A 24,546-nucleotide genomic window follows, 5' to 3' on the forward strand; every position below is an offset into this window, starting at 1 on the left:
GCGTGCCCGCCCGGTGCGCTGTATGGTCCCTCTCCGTTGTCGACCGCGCGGTAGGAGGAGAGAGTGCCATGCGGATCATGATCGTGGACGATCACGAGATCGTGCGCGAAGGGGTCAGGGCCGCATTGTCGTGCGACCCGCGAATCGAAGTGGTGGCCGAGGCGGGCTCGGGCAAGGAGGCGCTGCGCCGCGTCCGCCAGACGCTGCCGGACATCGCCCTCGTCGACCTGCGCCTGCCCGACATGCGCGGCGAGGATCTCACGCGTGAGCTGGTCCGGGACTTCCCCGGCACTTCGGTGATCATCCTCACGACGTACCTGAGCGAGGAGACCGTCCGCGGTGCCCTCGAGGCCGGGGCCGTGGCCTACGTCACCAAGGCGGCCGGCCTGCCCGAGCTGACCGCGGCCATCGAGCGCGTGATGGACGGCGAGCCGGTGCCCGACGCCGCCGCCGGCCTGCAGATCGTGCGCCAGCTCCACGCGCTGGTCACGAGCCGTATGACCGGGGCGACGCCCACGCCGCAGCAGGAGCGCGTGCTCGAGCTCGCGGCCCAGGGCTTCACGAACCAGGAGATCGGCAGCCGCCTGTTCATCTCCGAGTCCACGGTCCGGTTCCACGTACAGAAGCTCAAGTCGAAGTTCGAGGCGCGCACGAAGACCGAGCTGATCGCCAAGGCGATCCGCACCGGCTTCATCGCCCCGGCCAGCGAGGCCGGGATGGCATCGCACGAGGCATGATCCCCGCCGCCGGGCCGCGGCCCACGCCCGCCTTCGGCGGCCTGTCGCGGGCGGCGCGCCGTGCGCTGGGCAGCGAGGCGGTCGTCATCGTCTACGAGCCCGACGGCGGCCACGGCGTCGTCGTCGAGCAGGAGGGCCTGGTGCCCGGGACCGTGCGCGCCTTCGGCCGCGCTCTGGCCAACGGCGACGACGCGTTCCTCGCGCGCGAGTTCTCGGGCGTGCTGACCGCCGAGGTCAACCTGGAGGGCGAGCGGCTCGGCGCGATCCATGCGCTGCGCCACTCGCTCGGCGACTTCGAGCACCCCGAGCTCATCGGGATCTTCGCGGCCCAAGCCGCCATCGCGCTCGGGATGGCCCAGCGCCCGCCGGCCCACCACGACGGGTCCGAGATCCTGTCCGAGCTGGACCACCTCGTGCTGTCGGTCCACAACCTCGAGGACCTCAGCCGCGCGGTGACCGACGCGCTGGGCCCGGTGTTCGGGGGGCCATGACGGCGGTCATGGTCGCCGACCCGCAGCGCAACATCCTGCAGATGTCGCCCGGGGCGTTCGGCGCACCCGGCGAGGTCGCCGCCTCCCACCAGGTCAACCTCTTCGACCCCAACAGCAACTCCGCGCGGGTCTACAACACGGGCCAGCCGTACATCAGCAACGACTCGGCGCGCGACCCGGGCATCCGCAAGAGCTACGTCGACATCTTCGGCATCGAGCGGCTGATGTCGGTGCCGCTGCACCGCATCGGGCTGCTGCACATCGCCAACAAGCCCGAGCCGTTCAACCTCGACGATCTCGAGCGCGCGATGGCCCTGGCGCCGCGCATCGCCAACATCGTCGAGCTCGCCACGACGCTGCTGCGCCTGCGCCGCCAGCAGCGCCTGGAGGGCATCCTCGCCGACGTCGCCGTCTCCGTCGCCTCCGGCGCCGGGGTGCAGAGCTTCCTCGTGCCCGCGCTGGAGGAGCTGTGCGAGGCCACCGACGCCAACCTGCTGGCCATCGTCCCCGACGAGGCCCCGGCGATCATGGCCCGGCGCGGCATCCTGCAGGACGGCGACGAGGCCACCGTGCTCGAGGAGGCCGGCGGCAACCCGGGCGTGCGCGCCTACGTCGTCGGCCCGCGCAAGGCCGGCGATCCGGGCCAGGCGGCGTTCTACGTGCCCGTGCGCCTCGGGCACCAGCGCCTGGGCACGCTGGCCGCCTTCCGCTGCCGCGGCGAGCCGTTCGCCCAGGCCGAGCGGCGCTCGCTCATGCGCCTGGCCAACCTCGCCGCGCTGGCCCGCGCCACCGAGCGCTACCAGGAGCAGCGGTCCGAGCTGGCCCGCCTGCAGGAGCGCCAGCGCATCGCCGACGACCTGCACGACGATGTGGCCCAGATCCTCTTCGCCGCGCAGATCAGCCTCGACGCCATCCTCCAGCGCGACGAGCTCGACGACAGCGCCGCGGAGGCCATCGCACGTGCCCGCGGCCTGCTCATCCGCGGCGACACCGCGATCCGCACGGTCATCCACCGCCTGTCGACCCCGCCCGCCGCCGACATCTCGACGCGGCTGTCGTCGGTGGTCTCCTCGGTGGAGGACGAGTTCGGGATGGTCGTCTCGATGCAGATCGCCCAGGACGCGCCGATGCTCGCCCGCCACCTGCCGCGGCCCAAGAGCGACGCGCTGGTCAAGGTCGCGCGCGAGTCGCTGGTCAACGCGGCCAAGCACGCCGGCCCGTGCGACGTCGTGCTGACGCTCGAGGTGCCGACCCCCGACCGGCTCGTGCTCACCGTCGCCGACGACGGATGCGGCCGGGTCGACGACGGCGGCGCGCCGCACCATGGCCTGGCGTCCCTGCGGCGCATCGTCAGCGAGCAGGGCGGGACGCTGCGCGTCGTGCACGGCCCGCACGGCGGCACCCGCGTCACCGCCGGCGTGCCGCTGGACTCGCAGCGCCTGAGCGCCTGATCGGCCCCGCGCAGCGCTGCCGCACGCCGACTGGCGTAGCCGACAGTGGCGCCCGCGGGCCGCACGGCTACCGTGGGCCGATGATCAACCCGTCCGCCGCCCTGCCGGTGCTGCCGCTGGTCGAGTCCGACGAGCACCGCCTGCTGCGCGAGTCGGTGCGCGAGATCGCCGGGGGATTCGGCCACGAGTACTTCGCGCGCGTGCGCCGCGAGGGCCGGCCGCCCAGCGAGCTGTGGGAGGCGCTGGCCGGCCACGGCTTCCTGGGGGTCAACATCCCCGAGGAATACGACGGCGGCGGCCAGGGCCTGCTCGAGCTCGCGCTGGTGGAGGAGGAGGTCAGCGCGGCCGGCTGCCCGCTGCTGCCGCTCATGGTCTCGCCCGGCGTGGCCGGCACGATCCTGTCGCTGCACGGCAGCGCCGAGCAGAAGGACCGCTGGCTGCGCCCGCTGGGCACCGGCAAGGGCCATTACGCGCTCGCCGTCACCGAGCCCGACGCCGGCTCCAACTCCCACAAGATCTCCACCCGCGCGCGGCGCGACGGCGACTCGTGGGTCCTGCGTGGCACGAAGACCTACATCTCCGGCGTCGAGGACAGCCAGGTCATGCTCGTCATGGCCCGCACCGGCGAGGCCGACGAGCGCGGCCGCGGCCGGCTGTCCATGTTCCTCGTCGACGTCGACGCTCCGGGGCTGGAGCGCCAGCCGATCGAGACGGTCAGCGAGGCGCCCGAGCAGCAGTGGACGCTGTTCTTCGACGACGTCGTCGTCGGCGAGGACCGCCTCGTGGGCGGCGAGGGCGCCGGGCTGCAGGCCGGGTTCGACGGGCTGAACCCCGAGCGCATCCTCGGCGCTGCCGTCTGCATCGGCGTGGGGCGCTACGCGCTGGACCGCGCGTCGGAGTACGCGAACAAGCGCGAGGTGTGGGGCCGGCCCATCGGCGCCCACCAGGGCGTGGCGCACCCGCTGGCCGACGCGAAGATCGCGCTGGAGGCCGCGCGCCTGATGACCTACAAGGCGGCGGTCCTGCAGGACGCGGGCGCGCCGGCGGGGGAGGCCTCCAACATGGCCAAGCTGCTGGCCGCCGATGCCGGGGGGCGCTGCCTGGACCAGGCCATCCAGACCCACGGCGGCAACGGCCTGTCGGTCGAGTACGGGCTGGCCGACCTGTGGTTCATCGTGCGGCTGATGAAGATCGCGCCGGTCTCGCGCGAGATGGTGCTCAACTACGTCGCGCAGCACTCGCTGGGGCTGCCGCGCTCCTACTGAGCGCCGGCGGCGCCCACCGGCCGCTCAGGCGGCGGCCGGCGTGAGGTAGCCGAGCTTGGTCAGGCGCTCGCCGAGGGCGTCGACGACGCTGGCCTGCTCGGCCTGGCCCAGGATGAACATGATCCCGGTCCAGCCGTCCTCGGCGATCCCGTCGATCGCCGCCTTCATGCGCGCCTCGCCGCCCCAGACGCACAGCGTGTCGATGAGGTAGTTCGACAGCCGTTCGCTGATGACGCCGGTGTTCTTGGGGCGCGAGTTGTCGGCGTGGAAGCCGTAGTCGTAGGCCTTGCGCATCTCCAGAACGTCGGCCTGGATCTCGTCGGGCACGTTGCGCTCGGACAGGTCGGCGCGCAGCCCGCGGTTGGCCATGGCCACGACCATCGCGCCGAGGTCCTCGCGCACCGCGTCGTGGTCTTCGCCCAGCGACACCGTCGGGGCGATCCAGTTCTCGCGGCCCTCGCCGACGCGGGCGGCCGCCAGCCGGCGCCGGCGGACCTCGGGGTCCATCGTGCCGCCGTACAGGATGCCGTCGCCGACCTCGCCGGCCAGCGCCGCGGCCTTCGGGCCGTCGGCGGAGACGAGGATGGGGCAGGTCGGGCGCTCGATGCCCGTGCGCGGGATCTGCGAGCCCTTGTAGGGCCCGCCCTCGCCGCGCCAGTAGCCATGGATGGCGTGCACGGCCTCGCCGAGCTCGGCGATCGTCGCGGGCTTCATGCCCAGGCCACGGGCGGCGCTGTTGCCGGTCGCCACCGTGCCGATGAACTTCCCGTCGGTGAACTCGGTCATCGTGGCGAACAGGTTGGCCACGATGACGGGGTGGCGGACGACGACGTGGCTGACCATCGGCCCCGTGATGACCGACGGGGCCGTGCGCGCCACCTCCAGCTGGTGCAGGAAGGACTCCTGATACACCGTCGGCGAGTCGGCCACGCTGATCCAGTCGAAGCCGTACCGCTCGCCGGACGCGGCGGCGATGCGGGTCTCCTCGAGGGACCGGGGCAGGATCATGAACCCGAACTTCATCCGCGCAGCATGCCATCGGCCGCGCGGCCGGGGAATGGGCGGTTATGCCAGTGCGCGCGTCCGCGGTACGAGGAACGACACGACGGTCGCGACCACCAGGAGCCCGGCGATGATCGCGAAGGCCTGCGTGAAGCCCGCGTCGGCGGGGATCCCGTCGGCCGTCACGCTGGCCGCGATGACGGTGGCCGAGACCTGGCTGCCGAACGCGCCGCCGACCCAGCGGGTCAGCGTGTTCATGCCGGTGGCCACGCCCGTCTGGTCGGGCGCGACGGTCGCCACGATGAGGATCGGCATGACCGACAGCGACAGGCCGATGCCGACGCCGGCGACCGCGGCGATGAGCGCGACCTCCCAGACCTGGTGGTGGGCGACGGCCAGCAGCGCGTAGGCCAGCGCGGAGATCGCCGCGCCGGCGATGAGCAGCCTCTCCAGGCCGAAGCGCGCCTCCAGGCGCCCGAGCGCCACGCCGGTGGCCAGCATCATCACCGCGGTGGGCAGCAGCAGCAGCGCGGCGCCGGTCGGCCCGGTCCCCAGCCCGAAGCCCGTCGCGGCCGGGATGACCGCCAGCTGGGGGATCACGATGAACGCCCCGAACATCCCGACGGCGAGCAGCAGCCCCGCGACGTTCGTGGTCCACACGACGGGCAGGCGCATCATGCGCATGTCGACCAGCGGCGTGCGGGAGCGCAGGTCGGCCGCCGTCCAGGCCGCCAGCAGCGCGGCGCCGGCGGCGAAGAGCCCCAGCGTCCGGGCCGAGCCCCAGCCCCACTGCGGGCCCTGGGTGATGGCCAGCAGCAGGCCGGTCAGCCCCACGCACAGCAGTGCCGCCGAGGACCACGCCACCCCGACGCGGCTGCGCACGGGCGACTCGGGGACGAGGATCGCGGAGGCGATGAGCGCCAGCAGCACGGGGCCCAGCGCGCACCAGAACAGCGCGCGATAGCCGAGGTGCTCGACGACCGGGCCCGACACGACGTTGCCCGCCGAGGTCCCCACCCCGAGCATCGCCGACACCCATCCGATGCCCGAGGGGACCCGCGCCGCGGGCAGCTCGTCGCGGACGATCCCGAAGGCCAGCGGGAAGACGCCGCCGGCGACGCCCTGCAGGGCGCGCGCCGCGATGAGGAGGCCCAGCGACCGGCTGACGGCGGCCAGGACGATGCCGGCCGCGAGCAGGGCCAGCACGCCGGTGAGCACCCGCCGCTTGCCGTACATGTCGCCCAGGCGCCCCGCGATCGGCGTGGCGATCGCCGCCGTGAGCAGGAACGCGGTGAGCACCCAGGCGGCGGCCGACGGCGTGGCGCCGAGGCTGTGCTGGATCTCCGGGACGGCGGGGGTGACGCTGGCCTGCAGCAGCGAGTAGGCCACGGCGTCCACCGTCAGCACCGCGAGGATCACGCGCGGTCGGCGGGCGACCGGCGCGGCCGTCGTCGTCGTCACGTCACGGGCGGGACTCAGCCGGCGACCGGACTCAGGTGGCCGAGGCGCCGCAGGCGCTCGCCGAGCGCGTGCACGGCGGCGACCTGGTCGGCCTGGCCCAGGACGAACATGATCCCGGTCCAGCCCTCCTGCGCGACGGCGTCGATGGCGGCCTGCATGCGCGCCTCGTCGCCCCAGACGCAGAGGTGGTCGATGAGGTGGCCCGCCAGCCGGTCGCTGACGACCGAGGTGTTCTTCGGCCGCGTCGTGTCGGCGTGGAAGCCATAGTCGTAGGCCTTGCGCATCGTCAGGACGTCGGCCTGGATCTCCTCGGGCACGTTGCGCTCGGACAGGTCGCCGCGCATGGCCCGGTTGGCCATGGCCACGACCATGGGGCCCAGGTCGTCGCGGACGGCCGCGTGGTCCTCGCCGAAGGAGACGGTCGGGGCGATCCACGCCTGGCGGTCGCCCTCGATGCGCGCGGCGGCCAGTCGCCGCCGGCGGACCTCCGGGTCCAGCGTGCCGCCGTAGAGCAGCCCGTCGCCGACCTCGCCGGCCAGCGCGGCGGCCTTCGGGCCGTCGGCCGAGACCAGCAGCGGGCAGCCGCGGCGCGCGATGCCCGTGGCGGGGATCCGCGAGCCCTTGAACGTGCCGCCCTCGCCGCGCCAGTAGCCCTGGATGGCGTGCACGGCCTCCCCGAGGTCGGCGATCGTCGCGGGCCTGAGGCCGGGGCCGCGGGCCGCGCTGTTGCCGGTGGCCAGCGTGCCGATCACGCGGCCGCCGGTGAGCTCGGCCAGGGTGGCCAGCGCGTTGCCGACGACGAGCGGATGGCGGACGACGACGTGGCTGACCATCGGGCCGGTCGTGACCGACGGCGCGGCGTGGGCGACCTCGGCCTGGTGCAGGTAGGACTCCTGGTAGACCGTCGGCGAGTCGCACACGCCGATCCAGTGCAGCCCGTGCCGCTCGCCGGCGATCGCCGCGGCGCGGGTCGACGCCAGGGAGCGGGGCTGCAGCATCACGCCGAACCTCATCGGGCCACCATCGCACCGCGGCGGGCCACGGAGGGTTGGCGGATCCGCCAGCGCGCCGCCGTCTACGCTCGGGCTCGTCCATCTCCGGGAGGGTCCACCATGCCCAAGGCGCGCACCAGCCGAGCCGTCGTCCAGACCGATCGCCAGACCTTCGAGGTGCACGAGTTCGAGCGGCCGGCCACCGGCCCCGACGACGCGATCCTGCGCCTCGAGCTGTGCGGGATCTGCGGCAGCGACATCGAGCAGTACGACGGGCGCTTCGACGACCTGGGCTGGACGACCGGCCCGACGATCCCGGGCCACGAGCCGCTGGGGATCATCGACGAGATCGGGGAGCGCGCGGCGCGCCGCTGGGGCGTGGCCAAGGGCGACCGCGTCGCCGTCGAGCCGCTCATCCCATGCGGGGACTGCGAGGCCTGCCGGGCCGGGCAGACGACGAAGTGCACGGGCTGGGGGCGCATGTACAGCTACGGGCTGCTGGGCACCGACGTCCGGCCCTCGATCCTCGGCGGCTACTCCGAGTACCTGTACCTGCACCCCAACACGGTGCTGCACAAGATGTCGAGGGAGATGCCGGCCTCCGTCGCGGTGCTGTTCAACCCGCTGGCGGCGGGCGTGCGCTGGGCGACCTCGGAGTCCGACCTGCGCCTGGGGGACACCATCGTCGTCCTCGGCGCCGGGCAGCGCGGGCTGTCGTGCGTGATCGCCGCGCGCGCGGCGGGCGCGGCGAAGATCATCGTCACCGACCTCGCGCGCTCCTCCGACAAGCTCGACTTCGCGCTCGAGCTCGGCGCGCACGCGGCGATCGTCGCCGACGAGGAGGACGTCGTCGAGCGCGTCATGCAGATCACCGGCGGCCGCGGCGCCGACGTGGCGGTCGACGTCACGCCCGTGGCCGTCCAGCCCATCGTCGACGCGCTGGACTTCGTCCGGCCCGGCGGGACGATCGTCGTCGCCGGCGTCAAGGGCGGCCCCCACGTGCCGCTGGACTCCGACAAGCTCCTGCACAAGTCGATCACGCTGCGCGGGGTGTTCACCGTGGACACGCCGGCCTACCGCCAGGCGATCCGGCTGCTGGAGGAGGGCGGGCAGCCGTTCGAGCGCATCCACACGGCCAGCTACCCCCTCGAGCGCGCCGAGGAGGCCATCCACCACCTCGCCGGCCGCACCGACGGACTGCGCCCGGCGATCAACGTGGCGATCGCGCCGCACGGGACGCCGTAGCGGGGAGTCGTGGTGCTCCGGCCGTGGCGTGCCGCTCAGGGCGCCTGCGGCGGGGCCGGCGCGTGCGGAGGACGGCGAGGGGGGGCAGGGGCGGTCGCGCCGCCGCTCGTGGTCGCCGTCGGGGGGTCGTTCGGGCCGAGATGATCGCTCTGCCGTGGGTCGCATCGAGCGTCCATGGGACACCCAGCTCGACCCAGAGCATGATTCATGCCCGAACGATCCTCTGGGGGCCGGCGGCCCTACCCCGCCAGGAACCCCACGAGCTTCGGGAGGACCACCTCCGGCGCCTCCTCGATGCAGAAGTGCCCGAGCCCGGGCAGCAGCTCGAGCCGGTAGTCGTCGGCGTGGTCCTCGAGTCCGCGGATGAAGTCGGGGCGGATCGCGCTGTCGGCGTCGCCGTGCAGGAAGAGCGTCGGCATGCGCAGCCGCCGCGGGTCGGGGTGCAGCATCGCGGGCAGCACCTCGCCGAACACGAAGCTCCCGTAGACCTGCTGGGTGACGTGGGGGTCGATGCGGTCCAGGAACACGTCGAGCTCGTCCGGCGACCACGCCGCGGTGTCGGGCGCCCGGCGGAACGCCGCCTTGATCAGGCCGCTGCGCACGAGCGCGGGCCCGAGGACCGGGGTCCCGAGCAGCGGCATGTACCAGAAGCCCGCCTGGGCGCGCAGCGTGCGCAGGTCGCGCCGCGGGAAGCCGTGGCCCGTGTTGACCAGCACGAGCCGGGACACGCGCTCGGGCTCGTGCAGGCCGAGCAGGAAGGCGACGTAGCCGCCCCAGTCGTGGCCGGCGAGCGCGAAGCGCCCGACGCCCATCGCGTCGAGCACCGCGAGCACGTCGCGGGCCAGCGCCGGCTTGCGGTAGCCGCGCGGCGTCGCCTCGCTCCAGCCGAAGCCGCGCAGGTCCGGCGCGATGACGTGCATCCCCGCCTGCGCCAGGGCGGGCAGCGCCCCGCGCCACTCGTACCAGTGCTGGGGCCAGCCGTGCAGCAGCACGACGGCCGGCGCGCCCTGCTCGCCGGCCTCGGCCACGTGGAAGCGCGCGCCGCGCGCCTGCACCCAACGGTGGCGGACGCCCGGCAGCTCGGGCGGCTGGTCGCCGGCGCCGCGCATCTCCCCGTTCCCCTAGGCGGCGGAGGATTCGAAGCCGTAGGCCTCGGCCAGCGCCGGGTCCTTGGCGGCCAGCTGCTCGGCCAGATCCACCATGACCTTGCACTGCTTCCAGGTGGCGTCGTCCTGCATCTTGCCGTCGATCATGTGCACGCCGCGGCCGTCGGGGATCGCCTCGATGACCTTCTTGGCGAAGAGCACCTCGGCGGGGTCGGGGGAGAAGACCTTCTTGGCGATGTCGATCTGCACGGGATGCAGCGACCACGAGCCGACGCACCCCAGCAGGAAGGCGGCGCGGAACTGGGCCTCGCAGGCGGCGACGTCCTTGATGTCGCCGAACGGCCCGTAGAAGGGCAGCAGCCCGTTCATCGTGCAGGCGTCGACCATGCGCGCGATGGAGTAGTGCCACGGGTCCTGCTGGGCGGTGATGCGCGGCGCGTCGGGGTTGTCCGGGTCGGGGTCCGACATCGACAGGTAGCCCGGGTGGCCGCCGCCGACGCGCGTGGTCTTCATGCGTCGGCTGGCCGCGAGGTCCGCGGGGCCGAAGCTCATGCCCTGCATGCGCGGGGAGGCCGCCGCGATCTCCTCGACGTGCGCGACGCCCTGCGCGGTCTCCAGCAGCGCGTGGACGAGGAGCGGCTTGGTCAGCCCGGCACGGGCCTCGAGCTGGGCGAGCAGCCGGTCGACGTAGTGGATGTCCCACGGGCCCTCGATCTTGGGGACCATGACCACGTCGAGCACGTCGCCGATCTCGGACACGAGCGTCGTGAGGTCGTCCAGGAACCAGGGGCTCTCGAGCGAGTTCACGCGCGTCCACAGCTGCGTGTCGCCGAGGTCGATCGTCTTGCCGACCTTGACCAGGCCGTCGCGCGCGGCCTCCTTGCGGTCGACCGGGACGGCGTCCTCGAGGTTGCCCAGGACGATGTCGGCCTTGGCGATCGTGTCGGGCAGCCGCGCCACCATCTTCTCGTTGCTGGCGTCGAAGAAGTGGATCATCCGCGAGGGCGGGAAGGGGATCTCGCGGAGGGGCTCGGGAGCGCCGACGGCCAGCGGCTTGTAGAAGTCTCGTGGGCTGCGCATGGCCCCAGACGATATTCGTCGCGCTCGGGCGCCGCGTCGCCGTCGGCGCCTCGGTGCAGGCCCGACCTGGCATGCTTCGCCGCCGTCAGGCAGGCACCCAAGGAGACACTGAGATGGCAGACACCGGCTTCACCACCGACCAGCGCGAGCGCGAGGCCAGCGGCGCCCACGCCTACGGCCGCTACCTCGAGGAGTTCGAGGAGGGCGACGTCTACAAGCACTGGCCCGCGAAGACCATCACCGAGGGCGATCACCACCTGTTCTGCCTGCTGACCATGAACCACCACCCGCTGCACCTCAACGACGTGTACGCGGGCAAGAGCCAGCAGGGGCAGAACGTCGTCGTCGGGCCGATGGTCTACAGCCTGGCGCTCGGCATGAGCGTCTCCGACGTCTCGGGCAAGGCGATCGCGAACCTGTCGACGGCCGAGCTCAGCCACCCGGCCCCGGTCTTCCACGGCGACACGCTCTTCGTCGAGTCCGAGGTCCTCGAGAAGCGCGAGTCCAAGACCAAGCCCGACCGCGGAACGGTCAAGGTCCACACCCGCGTCTACAACCAGGACGGCGTCCTGGTGGCCGAGTTCAAGCGCCTCGTGCTCGTGCCCCGCCGCACGCCCGGTGACGGCGCCGCGGCCGCCGACGACGAGCCCGGCCACACCGCCTCGGGCGACTGAGCAGCCCCGCCGGGTGCGGGGCCCGCGGGCGCCGCACCCGGCCCGCGCAGTCCATCCGAACGTCCAGTCAGGGACACGCCCGCCGCCGGGCAAAGGGGTAACGTCCCAGGATGAGCACCCGGACGGGCCGCACCACTCCTTCGCTCGTCCTCTTTGAATTCGAGCACGAGGAAGTGGCATGAGCATCACGGTTCCGACGAAGAACGTCAGGTTGACGGCGTGGGTGGAGGAGATCGCCGCCCTCACGCAGCCTGATGAGATCCACTGGTGTGACGGCTCGGCGGAGGAGTACGACCGCCTCTGCCAGCTCCTGGTGGATGCAGGCACGTTCAAGCGCCTGAGCGACGCCAAGCGGCCCAACAGCTACCTGGCCTGGTCGGACCCGTCCGACGTCGCACGCGTCGAGGACCGCACGTTCATCTGCTCGGCCGAGGAGCAGGACGCCGGGCCGACCAACAACTGGCGCGACCCGGCCGAGATGCGCTCGACGATGAACGACCTGTTCACGGGCTCGATGCGCGGCCGGACGATGTACGTCGTGCCCTTCTCCATGGGCCCCTGGGCTCGGACAAGTCACACATCGGCGTCCAGGTCACCGACTCGGCCTACGTCGCGGTCTCCATGCGGATCATGACCCGCATGGGCGCGGCCGCCCTCGACGTTCTCGGGGCCGACGGCGAGTTCGTGCCCTGCGTGCACTCCATCGGCGCGCCGCTGGCCGAGGGCGAGGAGGACGTGCCCTGGCCCACCAACGCCGAGGTCAAGTACATCGTCCACTACCCCGAGACGCGCGAGATCTGGTCCTATGGCTCGGGCTACGGCGGCAACGCGCTGCTCGGCAAGAAGTGCTTCGCCCTGCGCATCGCCTCGGCCATGGCTCGCGACGAGGGCTGGATGGCCGAGCACATGCTCATCCTCAAGCTCACCTCGCCCGAGGGCGAGGTCAAGTTCGTCACCGGCGCCTTCCCGAGCGCCTGCGGCAAGACGAACCTCGCGCTCATGGTCCCGACCATCGAGGGCTGGAAGGTCGAGACGATCGGCGACGACATCTCCTGGATGAAGTTCGGGGAGGACGGCCGCCTCTACGCGATCAACCCCGAGGCCGGCTTCTTCGGCGTCGCGCCCGGCACCGGCTACAGCAACTCCCCCAACGCGATGGCCGCGCTCGAGCAGGGCGCGATCTACACCAACACGGCGCTCACCGACGACGGCGGCACGTGGTGGGAGGGCATGACCAAGGAGCCGCCGGCCCACGCGATCGACTGGCACGGCGAGGACTGGACGCCCGCGGCCGACCATCCCGCCGCCCATCCCAACTCGCGCTTCACGGTGCCCGCCACGCAGGTGCCGTCGATGGCGGCCGAGTGGCAGGACCCGGCCGGCGTGCCGATCGACGCGTTCCTGTTCGGCGGCCGCCGTGCGACGAACGTGCCGCTCGTGCGCGAGGCCTTCGACTGGGAGCACGGCGTGTTCCTGGGCGCGACGATGAGCTCGGAGCAGACGGCCGCCGCGTTCGGCACCGTCGGCCAGCTGCGCTTCGACCCATTCGCGATGCTGCCGTTCTGCGGCTACAACATGGCCCAGTACTTCGAGCACTGGCTCGAGATCGGGGCGCGGGAGGGTGCCCGGCTGCCGCGGATCTTCTACGTCAACTGGTTCCGCAAGGGCGCCGACGGCAAGTTCCTGTGGCCGGGCTTCGGCGACAACTCGCGCGTGCTGAAGTGGATCTTCCGCCGCGTCGAGGGCAAGGTCGACGCCGAGGAGACGCCGATCGGCCTCGTGCCCAAGAAGGGCGAGCTCGACACCGACGGCCTCGACATCAGCGATGCGGCGCTCGAGGAGGTCCTGTCGGTCGACCTCGACGCGCTGCGCGACGAGCTGCCGCAGGTCCGGGAGCACCTCGCGAAGTTCGGCGACGAACTGCCGGCGGCGGTCCGCGCCCAGTTCGAGGCGCTCGAGCAGCGCCTGGGCGCCTAGGCGCCCCAGCCCGACCCGCGCCGCCCGCGGGGCATCCGGACCGGGTGCCCCGCGGCGCCGCCACCCGCGCCCCTCGCCCCGCGCGTTGTGCTGGGCATGGCGCAGGGCGTCCTGCCGTGGGCGCCGAGCCCGTCACCCAGCCGCAACCGACGACGTGAGCTCGTTCATCGACCGCGTCGCCGAGGCCACGAGGAGGTCGCTGTCCCGGCCGACAGCTGGATCGGCTGATCTCCCGGTTCCAGGGTCGGATGCCGCGGGCGGCAGGCGCCTGCCACGTGCATCGGAGGGTCGGCGCCGCCGGGTACGGTTGGCCCGTGACGCCTCAGGAGGACTCACCGTCGGCCGGGTCGCCCGACGGCATCGCCCAGACCGTCGCCGGGCTGGCCCGCGAGCAGGGCGACGAGATGCTCGCCCGCTTCGCGCAGGCCTACCTGCGCCGGGCGCCCGTCGGCGGCGACGGCGACCGCCCGGAGGACCCCCCCGCCCTGCTGGCCGAGGCCCGCGGCGCCCTGGACCTGGCCCGCTCGCGCGGCAGCGCGCCCGTCGCGGTCCGCGCGTTCACGCCCAACCGGGCCGAGCACGGCTACGAGGCCGCCGGGTCGGTGCTCGAGACGAACACCGACGACCTGCCGTTCCTCGTGGACTCCGTGGCCGGGGAGCTCGGCGCCCGCGGCCTGGACCTGCGTCGCATGGCGCACCCGATCGTCGGCGTGCGCCGCGACGCGGCCGGCGTGATCACCGCGATCGAGCATGCGCGCGACGCGCCGCGCGAGTCCATCATGCACTTCGAGCTCGGGCGCCACCTCAGCCCGGAGGAGCTCGCCGACCTCGAGGACGCCGCGCGCCACGTGCTCGCGACGGTCCGCGCGGTCGTCGAGGACTTCGGCGGCCTGCGCGCCGGGGTCGACCGCCTGGCGGCGATCGTCGCCGAGGCCGCGGGGCGCGGCGCCGACCCCGAGGCCGTCGGGGACGCCCAGGCGTTCCTGGACTGGGTGCGCCACGCCCACTTCGTGTTCCTCGGCTTCCGCGAGGACGCGCGCGAGGACGGCCGCATGGTCGGCGTGGCCGGCACGGGCCTCGGCCTGTTGCGCGACCACCGCGAGGCGGGTGAGCTGCGCGTCCCCGCCCACGACCCGGCCACGCCGGCCGACGTGCCCGCCGACGAGATCCTGACCATCACGCGGACCACCACGCTGTCACCCGTGCACCGGCGCGAGCCGATGGACGCGATCGTCGCCCGCGCGTTCGGCGCCGACGGGCAGGTGATCCACGAGGCGCGCCTGCTCGGCCTGTTCACCTCGCGCGCATACGCCGAGCCCGCCAGCCGCACGCCGATGCTCGAGCGCAAGCTGCGGCACGTCCTCGAGGCCGAGGACCTCATCGACGGCTCGCACGACTCGAAGGCCGCGATCGCGATCTTCGACGGGTTCCCGAAGTCCGAGCTGTTCGCCGCGCCGATCGAGGACCTGCGGGCCGAGCTGGCCGCCCTGCTCTCCGTCCACGGCGACGACGTGCGGCTCGTGGGCCGGCGCAACCGCGACGGCCGCGGCGCGTCGCTGGTGGCCACGCTGCCGCGCGAGCGCCACACCCCGGCGCTGCGCGAGCGGCTGCGCGACCTGATCGCCTCGGCCTACGCCACCGAGCGCGTCGAGGTCCACGAGGTCTTCGGCGAGGACGACCGCGTCCTGGTGCACCTGCTCGTCCGCGCCGACGGCGGCCTGCCCGACGTCGACGTCGCCGGCCTGGAGCGCCGGCTCATCTTCGAGGCGCGCACCTGGGCCGACCGCGTCGCCGACGGCCTGGTCGCCGAGCTCGGCCCCGAGCGCGGGCGCATGCTCGCGGCGCGATGGCTCAAGCGGCTGCCCGAGCCCTACCGGGTCGCGGTCGCCCCGCACGTCGCCGCGCTCGACGTCGCCCGCTTCGAGGCGCTGGGGACCGGCGGCCGCGACTTCCTCGTCGGCCTGCAGGACGAGCCGGGCAGCGGCGGGGCGCGCCGCACGCGGGTCGCGTTCTACCGCCGCGGCCCCAAGGTCGAGCTGTCACAGGCCACGCCGATGCTCGAGCACCTCGGGCTGCGCGTCATCGAGGAGGTCGCGGCCCGCCTGCACGGCGACGAGGAGCTGTGGATCCAGGCCTTCGGCGTCCTGGGAGACGGCGACGTCCCGCTGGACCTCGAGGCGGTCGGCGACCGCGTGGCCGAGGCGCTGGAGGCGTCCTGGCGGGGCGAGACGGAGTCCGACTCCCTGGACCGGCTCGTCATCGGCGCGGCCCTGCGCTGGCCCCAGGTGCAGGTGCTGCGCGCCTACCGGCGCTACCGCCAGCGCATCGGCTCGCGCTACACGGAGTCCTTCCAGAACGACGTCATCGCCGCCAACCCGGAGATCACCGCCAAGCAGATCCGGCTCTTCGAGCTGCGCTTCGCGACCGACGAGCGCGGCGGCGACGACGCCGCCGCCGAGGCGCTGCGCGAGGAGATCCGCGCCGACCTCGACGCCGTCGAGCTGCTGGACCACGACCGGATCCTGCGCAACCAGCTCGGCGTCATCGACGCGACCGTGCGCACGAACGTGTTCGCCCCCGACCGTGACGTCATGGCCTTCAAGCTGCGCTCGGCGGCGGTCCCGGCGATCCCGCTGCCGGCGCCGCTGTTCGAGATCTACGTCTACGCGCCCGACATGGAGGGCATCCACCTGCGCGGCGGGCGCATCGCCCGCGGCGGGATCCGCTGGTCGGACCGCATGGACTACCGCACGGAGGTCTTCGGCCTCATGCGCGCGCAGATGACCAAGAACGCCGTCATCGTCCCCGCCGGGGCCAAGGGCGGCTTCTTCCTCAAGGCGCGCCCCGACGACGCGGCCGTGCTGCGCGACGAGGTGCGCCGCCAGTACATCCGCTACATCGAGGCGCTGCTGGACGTCACCGACGACCTCGACGACGACGGGGCGATCGTGCCGCCCGCCGGCGTCCGCGTCCACGACGAGCCCGACTCCTACCTCGTCGTGGCCGCCGACAAGGGCACGGCCGCGTTCAGCGACACCGCCAACGCGATCGCGGTCCGGCGCGGCTTCTGGCTCGGCGACGCGTTCGCCTCCGGCGGCTCGGCGGGCTACGACCACAAGGGCCTGGGCATCACCGCCAAGGGCGCGTGGGAGTCGGTCAAGCGCCACTTCCGCGAGCTCGACCTCGACCCCGAGGCCGACGTGGTCCGCACCGTCGGGATCGGCGACATGTCCGGCGACGTCTTCGGCAACGGCATGCTGCTGAGCCGCACGCTCAAGCTCGTCGCCGCCTACGACCACCGCCACGTCTTCCTGGACCCCGACCCCGACCCGGCCGCCTCGTACGCCGAGCGCGAGCGCCTGTTCGCGCTGCCGCGCTCGTCGTGGGGCGACTACGACCCCGCGCTGATCTCCGAGGGCGGAGGCGTGTTCTCGCGCGACCTCAAGCGCATCGCGCTGACCCCGCAGGTCCAGGAGGCGCTCGGGGTCACCGACGCCGACCTGGCGCCGACCGACCTCATCCGCGCGATCCTCCGCGCCCCGGTCGACCTCCTGTGGAACGGCGGGATCGGGACCGTCGTCAAGGCGAGCACGGAGAGCGACGCCGACGCACAGGACCGCTCGAGCGACGCGATCCGCGTCGACGCCTCCGAGCTGCGGGCCCGCGTCGTGGGGGAGGGCGGCAACCTCGGCTTCACCCACCGCGCCCGGATCGAGTTCGCCCGCGCCGGCGGCCTGATCAACGCCGACTTCATCGACAACTCGGCGGGCGTCGACTGCTCCGACCACGAGGTCAACCTCAAGATCCTGCTCGACCTCGCCGTGCGCCGCGGGCGCCTGGCCCACGACGAGCGCGACGCGCTGCTGGCCGAGGTCACCGCCGACGTCGAGGCCCACGTCCTCTACGACTCGTTCCTGCAGGCCCAGATCCTGGCCCAGGAGGTGCGCACCTCGGCCAACCGCGTCTTCGCCTACGAGGACCTCATGCAGGCCCTGGAGGACGCCCGGATCCTGCGCCGGCGCGACGAGGCGCTGCCCGGCCCCGACGAGATGGCCGAGCGCCGCCGCCGCGGGGAGGGCCTGCAGCGCCCCGAGCTCGCGGTCCTCGTCGCCTACGCCAAGCGCCTGCTGACCGACGCGCTGCTGCACTCGGCGCTGCCCGAGGACCCGGCGTTCGAGGCCGACCTGCGCGGCTACTTCCCGCAGGCCGTCGTGGCGCGCTTCGGCGACCTCATCGCCGAGCACCCGCTGCGGCGCGAGCTCGTCGCGACGCTGGCCGCCAACGACGTGGTCGACGCGCTGGGCCCGACGTTCGTCATCGGCCTGGCCCGCGAGCTCGGCGCCGAGCCGGCGGAGGTCGTCCGCGCCTTCCGCATCGCCCGCGAGGTGACCGGTGCGACGCGGCGCTGGCTGGAGATCGAGGGCCACGCGGTCACGCTGGACACCGACACGGCGTGGCGCCTGCTCGACGGCGTCGACGACCTCGTGGCCGGGGTGACGCGCTGGTACCTGCTGCACGCACCGCCGGGGAGCCTGGACGCGACGATCGCCACCGGCGCCGAGGCGTTCGTCGTGCTCGCCGAGGCGATGCCCGACCTGCGGTCGGAGGCGTGGCGCACCGAGCACGAGGCGCTGGCCGCCGAGCTGGAGGCCGCCGGGGTCCCGCGCGACCTGGCACGCACCCACGCCTACCAGACGGCCCTGCTGCACGCCCCCGACATCATCGCCGTCGCCGGGGACACCGGCCGCGACGTCCGCGCCGTGGCCGCCGCGTTCTTCGACCTCGGCGAGCGGCTCGGGCTCGAATGGCTCGAGCAGGAGGTGCTGCGCCTTCCCGCCGCCTCGCGCGTGCGCCGCTGGGCCCAGCAGGCGCTGCTCGACGACGTGCTCGAGGCGCGCCGCGTCCTGTCGCGCAGCGCGCTGGTCGAGGCCCCCCACGCCGAGCCGGCCGAGGCCGTGGAGCGCTTCCTGGACAAGCGCGAGGGCCCCCGCCGGCGGCTGACGTCGGTGGCCCGCGCGCTGCGCCAGGACAGCGAGGGCGATCTCGCCGGCCTGACGCTCGCCGTGCGCCACCTGCGGGGCCTGGCCGGATGACGGACGGGCGGCTGGAGGTCACCGCCAGCCGTGTGGTCTACGAGAACCGGTGGATGCGCCTGCGCGAGGACCGCACGCGGCTGCCCGACGGCTCGCCCGGCCTGTACGCCGTCGTCGAGAAGGCGCCGGCGGCCGTGATCATCGCCCGCGAGCCCGGGCACCTCTGGCTCGTGTCGCAGTACCGCCACCCGGTCGGCGAGCGGTTCTGGGAGCTGCCGCAGGGCGCGTGGGACGACCGGGACGACGCCGCGCCGGAGGACGTCGCGCGGGGCGAGCTGGCCGAGGAGACCGGCCTGCGCGCGGGCACGGTCACCCGCCTGGGACGCCTCTTCTTCGCCTACGGGATCTCCGACCAGCGCTTCGACGTCTGGCTCGCCGAGGACCTCACCCAGGGCCCGCGCGACCTCGAGCCCACCGAGCAGGGGCTGCAGACCGCGCGCTTCACCGCCGCGGAGGTCGACGCGATGCTCCTGGACGGGCGGATCGCCGACAGCGCGTCGGTCGCCGCGCTCGGGCTGCTGGCGCTGCGCGACCGCTAGCTCACGAGGGCCACCGGGAGGCGCCGGCCATCGGACAGATGATCGGCAGATCGCCGCCCGATCGTCATGGCGCCGGCCGGGCCCCGGCACGCCGGCGGCCTAGTGGCGGTCCTCGGCGGCCGCGGGCGGCCGCGACTCCTCGGCCAGCGACGTGATCGTCAGGTGGCCGCGGGCGGCCTCCTCCAGGACGTCGGTGGCCTCCTGGACGGAGCGCGCGTAGAGCTCGACGAGCAGGTGGACGACGATGCGGTTGCCGTCCTCGTGCTTGTGGAAGCGCACGTGGGTGAAGAACTCGCGGGTGCCGTGGTCGCCGAACGCGGCGTAGGACAGCGCGTCGCCGGACTCGGGCCCGAGCACGTCTCGACGTCGTCGGCATCGACCGTCACGGTGCAGGAGGCGACCCACGGCGTGCCGGCGATCATGCGCTCCCAGCGGTCCTCCACGGCCTCGACGCGCCCGTTGGAGAACGTGAGGTGGGGCTGGTCGTGCATGCACTCCAGGCACTGCACGACGGCCTCCTGGAGCTCGTCGACGACGTCGGCGCGCTCACCGGTCATCGGATCGATGCGGTGGATCCCCTCGTAGTGCACCTGGACCTCGAGGTCCTGCGACCAGCAGCGGTAGCAGCGCAACCAGGGGTGGGCGCCCATCAGGGGTTCCTCCATGGCGACCAGGATAGAAGTTCCGCGGCCCCGGGCCGGCGGGGCAGGCCGGCTCCCCGGCCTGCGCTGACACCGGGCCCTGCGGACGGTCGCCCGCCGACGGTCTAGGCTCCCCGCCCATGTCGGCGACATCCCGCCCCGAGGCGCCCGTCGGCGCGGTGCTGGCCGGGGACTGGGCCGGCGCATGGGGGGCGAGAAGGCGGTCGTCGAGCTCGAGGGGCGCCCGCTGGTGCGCTACGCGCTCGACGCGCTGCGCGAGGTCTGCGACGACGTCGCCGTCGTGGCCAAGCGCGAGACGCTGCTGCCCGTGCTCGGCGGCCTGGCGGAGGTGTGGATCGAGCCCGGCGAGCCGCGCCACCCGCTGACCGGCGTCGTGCACGCCCTCCGCCAGGCGGCGGGCCGGCCGGTGCTGGTCGTCGCCGGCGACCTGCCGTGCCTGGACGGCTCGACGCTGCGGGCCATCGCGTCCGCCGACCCCCAGGGCGCCGCCGTCGTGGCGCCCCGCGTCCACGACCGCCTGCAGCCGCTCTGCGCGCTCTACCTCCCGGCGGCCCTGGGCGCCCTGGAGGGCTTCGACCCCGGCGGGCGCGCCACCGACCTGGTGCGGTCGATCGGCGTGCGCGAGCTGGCCGGGCTGGACCCCGCCGCGTTCCTGAACATGAACCGCCCGGAGGACCTCATCCAGGCCGCGGTGTGGCTCAGCCGCCGTCCGGCGCGTCCGGCGGTGCGCCCCCGCGGGCGATGAGCTCGCGCTGGCGCCGGGCGACGTAGCGCGACAGGGCCCGCTCGACGCGGCCCTGGACGTCGGAGAACTGCACGGCACGGGCGCCCTCGGTGGTCCCGCGCACCACGAGCCCGTCGCCGCTGATGGTCAGCGCGCCGAGGTCCAGCGCGAAGCGGACGCGCTCGTCGAGCGCGAGCGTGTCGGCGGGCGCGAGGAGCATGCCGCCCAGGCTGAGGTCCTGCGTGCGCGTGACGACGCGGCCGTCGGAGGCGATGACCGCCGTGGACAGGTCGGCGGGCACGCGGACGAAGCGCCGGCGCTGGACCCGCAGGGGGTCCCCGACGGGCGTCAGGCGCAGCCGGCCGTCGTCCCGGGGGACCAGGACGCCGTGGCGGTGGGCGACGCCGATGCGCGTGCGCCAGGACACCGTCGCGCCGCACCACAGGAGCTGGCCGGGGAGCATGAGCGGCCGGCCGGCGGGACCGAGGTCGACGAAGTCGGGCCCCACGGCAGCCACGCGGGCGGAGACCTGCCAGCCGCCGTCGAGGACGATCTCGACGGGCTGGTCACGCTCCAGCAGGGCCTCCACGCCAAGGTCGTCGGCCGGGCTGCGGCGATCTTGAGCTGGTCGTGTCCGTATACGGACAGACTGCATGATCGCTGTCAGTCCGTCCGGGCGGCTCGCGACCCTCGGTCCGTGCTCATCGCCACGCTCATCTGCTCCGACGAGGCCTGCGCCGAGGAGACCGAGGTGGTCACGCCCGACCTCGCGGCGCTGGACGTCGCCGCGTGCGCGTGCGGATGCACCCTGGTGGTGCTCGGCGTCAGCGACTGGACGGAGGCGCGGCTGCCGGCCGTCCGCGCCTTGGCGGCGGCGGCCTAGCCGCCGATCGCCGACATCGTGCGCCGGGGCTGCACGAACCCGGGGTCGTTGACGTGGTGCTTGAGCTCCTTGGCCCACACCGCGTCGCGGACGATCTGCTCGAGGTCGTCGTCGGTGGCTCCCGCGCGCAGCGGACCCCGCAGGTCGGTCTCGTTCAGGCTGAACAGGCAGGTCCGCAGGCGGCCGTCGGAGGTCAGGCGGATGCGGTTGCAGTCGCCGCAGAACGGCTCGGACACGGGGTTGATGAACCCGATGCGCCCCTGTCCGTCGGCGAAGCGGTAGACCCGGGCGGTCGCGTGGGGCTCGCGCGGCTCGGGCTCCAGCGGGTGGACCACGTGGATGGCGGCGCGGATCTCCTCGCCCGTGAGGACCTGCTCGGGCTTCCAGGAGCGGTCGCCGTCGAGCGGCATGTACTCGATGAAGCGCACCTCGTAGGGGTGCTCGCGCGCGAAGGCCGCGAACGGCAGGATCTCGTCCTCGGTGAACCCGCGCATCGCGACCGCGTTGACCTTGATCGGATGGGCCTCGGGGAACGTCGCGAGGTGGGCCAGGCCACGCAGCACGCGATCCATCGCGTCGCGTCGGGTCAGCGCGAAGAAGCGGTCGGCCTGCAGCGAGTCGATCGAGACGTTGAAGCGGTCGACGCCGGCACGCACGAGGGCCTCGGCGTCGCGCTCGAGCAGGAAGCCGTTGGTGGTGACGCTCACCTCGCGCAGCCCGTCGACGGCGACCAGCGCCGCGGCCAGGGTCGGGAAGTCGCGCCGCACGAGCGGCTCGCCGCCGGTCAGGCGCAGCTCGTCGACGCCCATCGTCGCCAGCAGCGCGACGATCCGCTCGATCTCCTCGAAGCGGAGGACCTCGGAGCGGTCGAGCCAGGGCAGTCCCTCGGCGGGCATGCAGTACTGGCAGCGGAAGTTGCAGCGGTCGGTGACGGACACCCGCACGTCGGAGATGGTCCGGCCGTGGCCGTCCCGGAGCGGATCGCGCGCCATCGCCTGAGGGTACCCTGCCGCGGTGCCCCGCAGACGGACGACGACGGCTCTGGCGGTGCTCGCGCTGTCGGCGGTGGCCGGCGGCTGCGGCGCCGACCACGAGGGCCCGACCGACGAGCAGCAGATCCGCGCGGTCGTCGCGCGCTTCGCCATCGCCAGCCGCGGCAAGGACTACCAGACGATCTGCGACGACGTGCTGTCCTCCGACCTGGTCCGCAAGATCGAGAGCGTCGGCCTGCCGTGCGAGTCGGCGCTGCAGCGCGGCCTGTCGGGCGTGCGCGACCCGCGCCTGGAGATCCGCCAGGTGTCGGTGATCGGGTCGCGGGCCCTGGTGGCCGTGCACTCCACCGCGACCGGCGAGCCGCCGTCCGACGACGCGATCCAGCTCGTGCGGATCAACGGCCAGTGGCGGATCGCGTCGCTCGCCGCCCCCGAGGCCTCCACGACGACCCCCTCCTCGGGCCGCACGCCGACGGGCACGACCCCGACGTCGGCCACCGGCACGCCGACGGCGACGACGACCGCGCCGAGGACCACCTCCTCGACGTCGACGACGCGGACGTCGACCACGCGCACGGCGACGCCGCCGACCGCGACGACGGGCTAGTCCAGCGCGCGTCCGAGCGCCCGGGCGTCGGCCACGAGCGTCTGGCGCAGCCCCGGGTTGTGCAGCGCCGCGGCCGGGTGGTAGAGCGGGAACACGCGTCGCTCCGGGGTCTCCAGGACGGTCCCGTGCACCTCGCCGATCTTCGCGCCGGGTGCGACGTGCGCCAGCGCGTGGCGCCCCAGCGGCACGAGCAGCGCGGGCGCGATGAGCTCGAGCTGGGCCTCGAGCCACGGGCGGTGGTGGGCCACCTCGGGGGCGCGTGGGTCGCGGTTGCCCGGGGGCCGCGCCTTCACCACGTTGGTGATGAAGACCTCGTCGCGGGCCATCCCCGCCTCGGCCAGCAGCCCGTCCAGCAGCTTGCCCGCCGGGCCCACGAACGGCCGGCCCTCGGCGTCCTCGCGCGCGCCGGGGGCCTCGCCCAGGACGACGATCGCCGCCCCGGCCGGGCCCTCGCCCGGCACGAGCTGCGTGCAGGTCTCGCACACCTCGAACCCGCAGCCCGTCCGTGGTGGGCGCGGATCTCCGCGTGCAGCGCCTGCAGCCGCGACGCCGCGCTCATCCCCGCGGCCCGGCCTCGAGGGCGGCCTCCACCGCGGCCAGGCGCGGGCGGCCGTCGAACTCCGTCAGCGTCCACGTCGCGCCCGCCGCCACCCACGGTGCGGGGTCCTGTCCCGGCGGGACCGTGATCGCGACGTCGAAGCGCTGCGGATCGCGGCCCGCGGCCGCCCGCTGCGCCGAGACGTCGGCGACGAGCTCGGCGAGGGCGTCGGGCTCGGGCACGCCCACCGGGAACAGCCCGTCCCATCGCGCTGCGCGGGCCAGCGGGCGACGGTTGGGCCACGTGGCGGCGCACCACACGGGCGGGCGCCGGACCGGCCGCGGGTCGAACTCGCCGTCCCAGTAGCGCACGAGCGCGTCCAGCCCGTCGTCGAGGAGGCGGGCCTGCTCGCGCGGGTCGTGGACCTCGCCGAACGGCGCCAGCTCGCCGTGGCGGTCGCTCCCCAGGCCCACGCCGAGGATGAGCCGCCCGCCGCTGAGCACGTCGAGGGTCGCGGTCTCGCGCGCCAGCTTGTGGATGCGCCGCCTCGAGAGCGGCGTGACCATCGGCCCGAGCTCGATGCGCTCGGTGACCTGGGCCATGGCGCCGAGCACGACCCAGGGGTCGAGGACCGCGCTGGTCGGCGCGGAGTAGACGATGTGGTCCCACAGGAAGAAGCCGTCCCAGCCGAGATCCTCGGCGCGGGCGGTCAGGCCGGCCAGCCGACGGGGATCGGCGAGCTCGTCGAACGGCGCCACGAAGATGCCGCGGCGGGCGGTGGGGGCCATCACCGCAACCTAGCGAGCAGGGTCAGCGTAGGCCGGCCAGGAAGCGCTGCAGCGCCGCGCCCGCACGGCCGCTGCGGTCGCGCGACAGCGTCGAGTGTCCGGCGCCCGGCACGACGACCAGGTGCGCCGCGGGCATCCGGGCCGCCTGCTCGCGGGCCCACTCCAGCGGGGTCGACAGGTCGCGGTCGGCCGCCAGCAGAAGCGCCGGCGCGCGGATCGGCCCGGCAGGGGCGGGCGGC

The 24,546-nt window shown here is 74.0% G+C and carries 21 protein-coding genes and 2 pseudogenes; 12 read left to right on the forward strand and 11 right to left on the reverse strand.

Going from position 1 to position 24,546, the window contains the following annotated elements:
• The first annotated feature begins 68 nt into the window (after positions 1-68).
• The 4 genes from FSW04_RS11475 to FSW04_RS11490 all read left to right on the forward strand — a co-directional run bounded on the left by FSW04_RS11475 (position 69) and on the right by FSW04_RS11490 (position 3,944).
• A complete protein-coding gene (locus FSW04_RS11475) occupies positions 69-737 on the forward strand; it encodes a response regulator transcription factor (RefSeq protein ID WP_146919321.1) in 669 nt (222 codons plus the stop codon).
• Complete coding sequence (locus tag FSW04_RS25915) at positions 734-1,228, forward strand: hypothetical protein (protein ID WP_187369432.1); 495 nt, start codon at positions 734-736, stop codon at positions 1,226-1,228. Before FSW04_RS11475 ends, FSW04_RS25915 begins: the two co-directional genes overlap by 4 nt.
• Complete coding sequence (locus FSW04_RS11485; RefSeq protein WP_146919324.1) at positions 1,225-2,679, forward strand: GAF domain-containing sensor histidine kinase; 1,455 nt, start codon at positions 1,225-1,227, stop codon at positions 2,677-2,679. The genes FSW04_RS25915 and FSW04_RS11485 overlap by 4 nt, the downstream gene beginning before the upstream one ends.
• Positions 2,680-2,789: 110 nt before the next feature.
• Positions 2,790-3,944, forward strand: coding sequence for an acyl-CoA dehydrogenase family protein (locus FSW04_RS11490; RefSeq protein ID WP_187369480.1), 1,155 nt, complete (start codon positions 2,790-2,792; stop codon positions 3,942-3,944).
• 24 nt (positions 3,945-3,968) lie between these two features.
• On the opposite strand, the gene FSW04_RS11495 is transcribed toward FSW04_RS11490, so the two are convergent.
• Genes FSW04_RS11495 through FSW04_RS11505 form a run of 3 tightly spaced genes read right to left on the reverse strand, consistent with a single transcriptional unit; the run spans position 3,969 to position 7,420 of the window.
• A complete protein-coding gene (locus FSW04_RS11495) occupies positions 3,969-4,967 on the reverse strand; it encodes an LLM class flavin-dependent oxidoreductase (protein ID WP_146919328.1) in 999 nt (332 codons plus the stop codon).
• 42 nt (positions 4,968-5,009) lie between these two features.
• Positions 5,010-6,407, reverse strand: coding sequence for an MFS transporter (locus tag FSW04_RS11500; RefSeq protein ID WP_187369433.1), 1,398 nt, complete (start codon positions 6,405-6,407; stop codon positions 5,010-5,012).
• Between the two features lie 14 nt (positions 6,408-6,421).
• Positions 6,422-7,420 carry an LLM class flavin-dependent oxidoreductase gene (locus tag FSW04_RS11505; protein WP_146919333.1) on the reverse strand — a complete coding sequence of 333 codons (999 nt, stop codon included), beginning with the start codon at positions 7,418-7,420 and terminating at the stop codon, positions 6,422-6,424.
• Positions 7,421-7,519: 99 nt separating this feature from the next.
• On the opposite strand from FSW04_RS11505, the gene FSW04_RS11510 reads away from it, so the two are divergent.
• A complete protein-coding gene (locus tag FSW04_RS11510; RefSeq protein WP_146919335.1) occupies positions 7,520-8,644 on the forward strand; it encodes a zinc-dependent alcohol dehydrogenase in 1,125 nt (374 codons plus the stop codon).
• A gap of 239 nt (positions 8,645-8,883) precedes the next feature.
• Here FSW04_RS11510 and FSW04_RS11515 read toward each other — a convergent pair whose 3' ends face one another.
• Positions 8,884-9,753 carry an alpha/beta fold hydrolase gene (locus tag FSW04_RS11515; protein WP_146919337.1) on the reverse strand — a complete coding sequence of 290 codons (870 nt, stop codon included), beginning with the start codon at positions 9,751-9,753 and terminating at the stop codon, positions 8,884-8,886.
• Between the two features lie 12 nt (positions 9,754-9,765).
• On the reverse strand, positions 9,766-10,830 hold the full coding sequence (locus FSW04_RS11520) for an HpcH/HpaI aldolase/citrate lyase family protein (RefSeq protein ID WP_146919339.1): 1,065 nt from the start codon (positions 10,828-10,830) through the stop codon (positions 9,766-9,768).
• Between the two features lie 113 nt (positions 10,831-10,943).
• Between FSW04_RS11520 and FSW04_RS11525 the strand changes: the two genes are divergently transcribed.
• From FSW04_RS11525 to FSW04_RS11535, 4 genes and pseudogenes are all read left to right on the forward strand, one after another.
• Positions 10,944-11,504, forward strand: coding sequence for a MaoC family dehydratase (locus FSW04_RS11525; RefSeq protein WP_146919341.1), 561 nt, complete (start codon positions 10,944-10,946; stop codon positions 11,502-11,504).
• A gap of 178 nt (positions 11,505-11,682) precedes the next feature.
• Positions 11,683-13,481, forward strand: a pseudogene (locus tag FSW04_RS11530) (phosphoenolpyruvate carboxykinase (GTP)).
• 314 nt (positions 13,482-13,795) lie between these two features.
• A complete protein-coding gene (locus tag FSW04_RS27095; RefSeq protein WP_228431162.1) occupies positions 13,796-18,574 on the forward strand; it encodes an NAD-glutamate dehydrogenase in 4,779 nt (1,592 codons plus the stop codon).
• Positions 18,571-19,113, forward strand: coding sequence for an NUDIX domain-containing protein (locus FSW04_RS11535; RefSeq protein ID WP_228431165.1), 543 nt, complete (start codon positions 18,571-18,573; stop codon positions 19,111-19,113). Before FSW04_RS27095 ends, FSW04_RS11535 begins: the two co-directional genes overlap by 4 nt.
• 99 nt (positions 19,114-19,212) lie before the next feature.
• Here FSW04_RS11535 and FSW04_RS27100 read toward each other — a convergent pair whose 3' ends face one another.
• The gene (locus FSW04_RS27100; RefSeq protein WP_228431166.1) at positions 19,213-19,470 is read right to left on the reverse strand and encodes a hypothetical protein; all 258 of its coding nucleotides are present in this window, start codon (positions 19,468-19,470) and stop codon (positions 19,213-19,215) included.
• Between the two features lie 489 nt (positions 19,471-19,959).
• Between FSW04_RS27100 and mobA the strand changes: the two genes are divergently transcribed.
• Positions 19,960-20,520, forward strand: coding sequence for a molybdenum cofactor guanylyltransferase (gene mobA, locus FSW04_RS11545; RefSeq protein WP_146919345.1), 561 nt, complete (start codon positions 19,960-19,962; stop codon positions 20,518-20,520).
• On the opposite strand, the gene FSW04_RS11550 is transcribed toward mobA, so the two are convergent.
• Positions 20,474-21,088: a PilZ domain-containing protein gene (locus FSW04_RS11550; protein WP_187369434.1), complete on the reverse strand. Its 615-nt coding sequence runs from the start codon at positions 21,086-21,088 to the stop codon at positions 20,474-20,476. The two genes, mobA and FSW04_RS11550, sit on opposite strands and share 47 nt — an antisense overlap.
• Positions 21,089-21,196: 108 nt before the next feature.
• On the opposite strand from FSW04_RS11550, the gene FSW04_RS11555 reads away from it, so the two are divergent.
• Positions 21,197-21,382 (forward strand): hypothetical protein, encoded by a 186-nt coding sequence (locus FSW04_RS11555; protein ID WP_146919349.1) that lies wholly within the window; start codon positions 21,197-21,199, stop codon positions 21,380-21,382.
• Here FSW04_RS11555 and moaA read toward each other — a convergent pair.
• On the reverse strand, positions 21,379-22,374 hold the full coding sequence (moaA, locus tag FSW04_RS11560; RefSeq protein WP_146919351.1) for a GTP 3',8-cyclase MoaA: 996 nt from the start codon (positions 22,372-22,374) through the stop codon (positions 21,379-21,381). The two genes, FSW04_RS11555 and moaA, sit on opposite strands and share 4 nt — an antisense overlap.
• 22 nt (positions 22,375-22,396) lie before the next feature.
• On the opposite strand from moaA, the gene FSW04_RS11565 reads away from it, so the two are divergent.
• Positions 22,397-22,981 carry a nuclear transport factor 2 family protein gene (locus tag FSW04_RS11565; protein ID WP_146919353.1) on the forward strand — a complete coding sequence of 195 codons (585 nt, stop codon included), beginning with the start codon at positions 22,397-22,399 and terminating at the stop codon, positions 22,979-22,981.
• Here the strand turns inward: FSW04_RS11565 and FSW04_RS11570 are convergent.
• From FSW04_RS11570 to FSW04_RS11580, 3 genes and pseudogenes are all read right to left on the reverse strand, one after another.
• A complete protein-coding gene (locus FSW04_RS11570; RefSeq protein ID WP_146919355.1) occupies positions 22,978-23,466 on the reverse strand; it encodes a uracil-DNA glycosylase in 489 nt (162 codons plus the stop codon). The two genes, FSW04_RS11565 and FSW04_RS11570, sit on opposite strands and share 4 nt — an antisense overlap.
• Before the next feature lie 70 nt (positions 23,467-23,536).
• Positions 23,537-24,307, reverse strand: coding sequence for an LLM class flavin-dependent oxidoreductase (locus FSW04_RS11575; RefSeq protein WP_146919357.1), 771 nt, complete (start codon positions 24,305-24,307; stop codon positions 23,537-23,539).
• 22 nt (positions 24,308-24,329) lie between these two features.
• Positions 24,330-24,536 (reverse strand): annotated as a pseudogene (locus FSW04_RS11580) (alpha/beta hydrolase); the annotation flags it as partial.
• Positions 24,537-24,546: the final 10 nt, after the last annotated feature.

The organism is Baekduia soli (assembly GCF_007970665.1).
GTDB lineage: Bacteria > Actinomycetota > Thermoleophilia > Solirubrobacterales > Solirubrobacteraceae > Baekduia > Baekduia soli.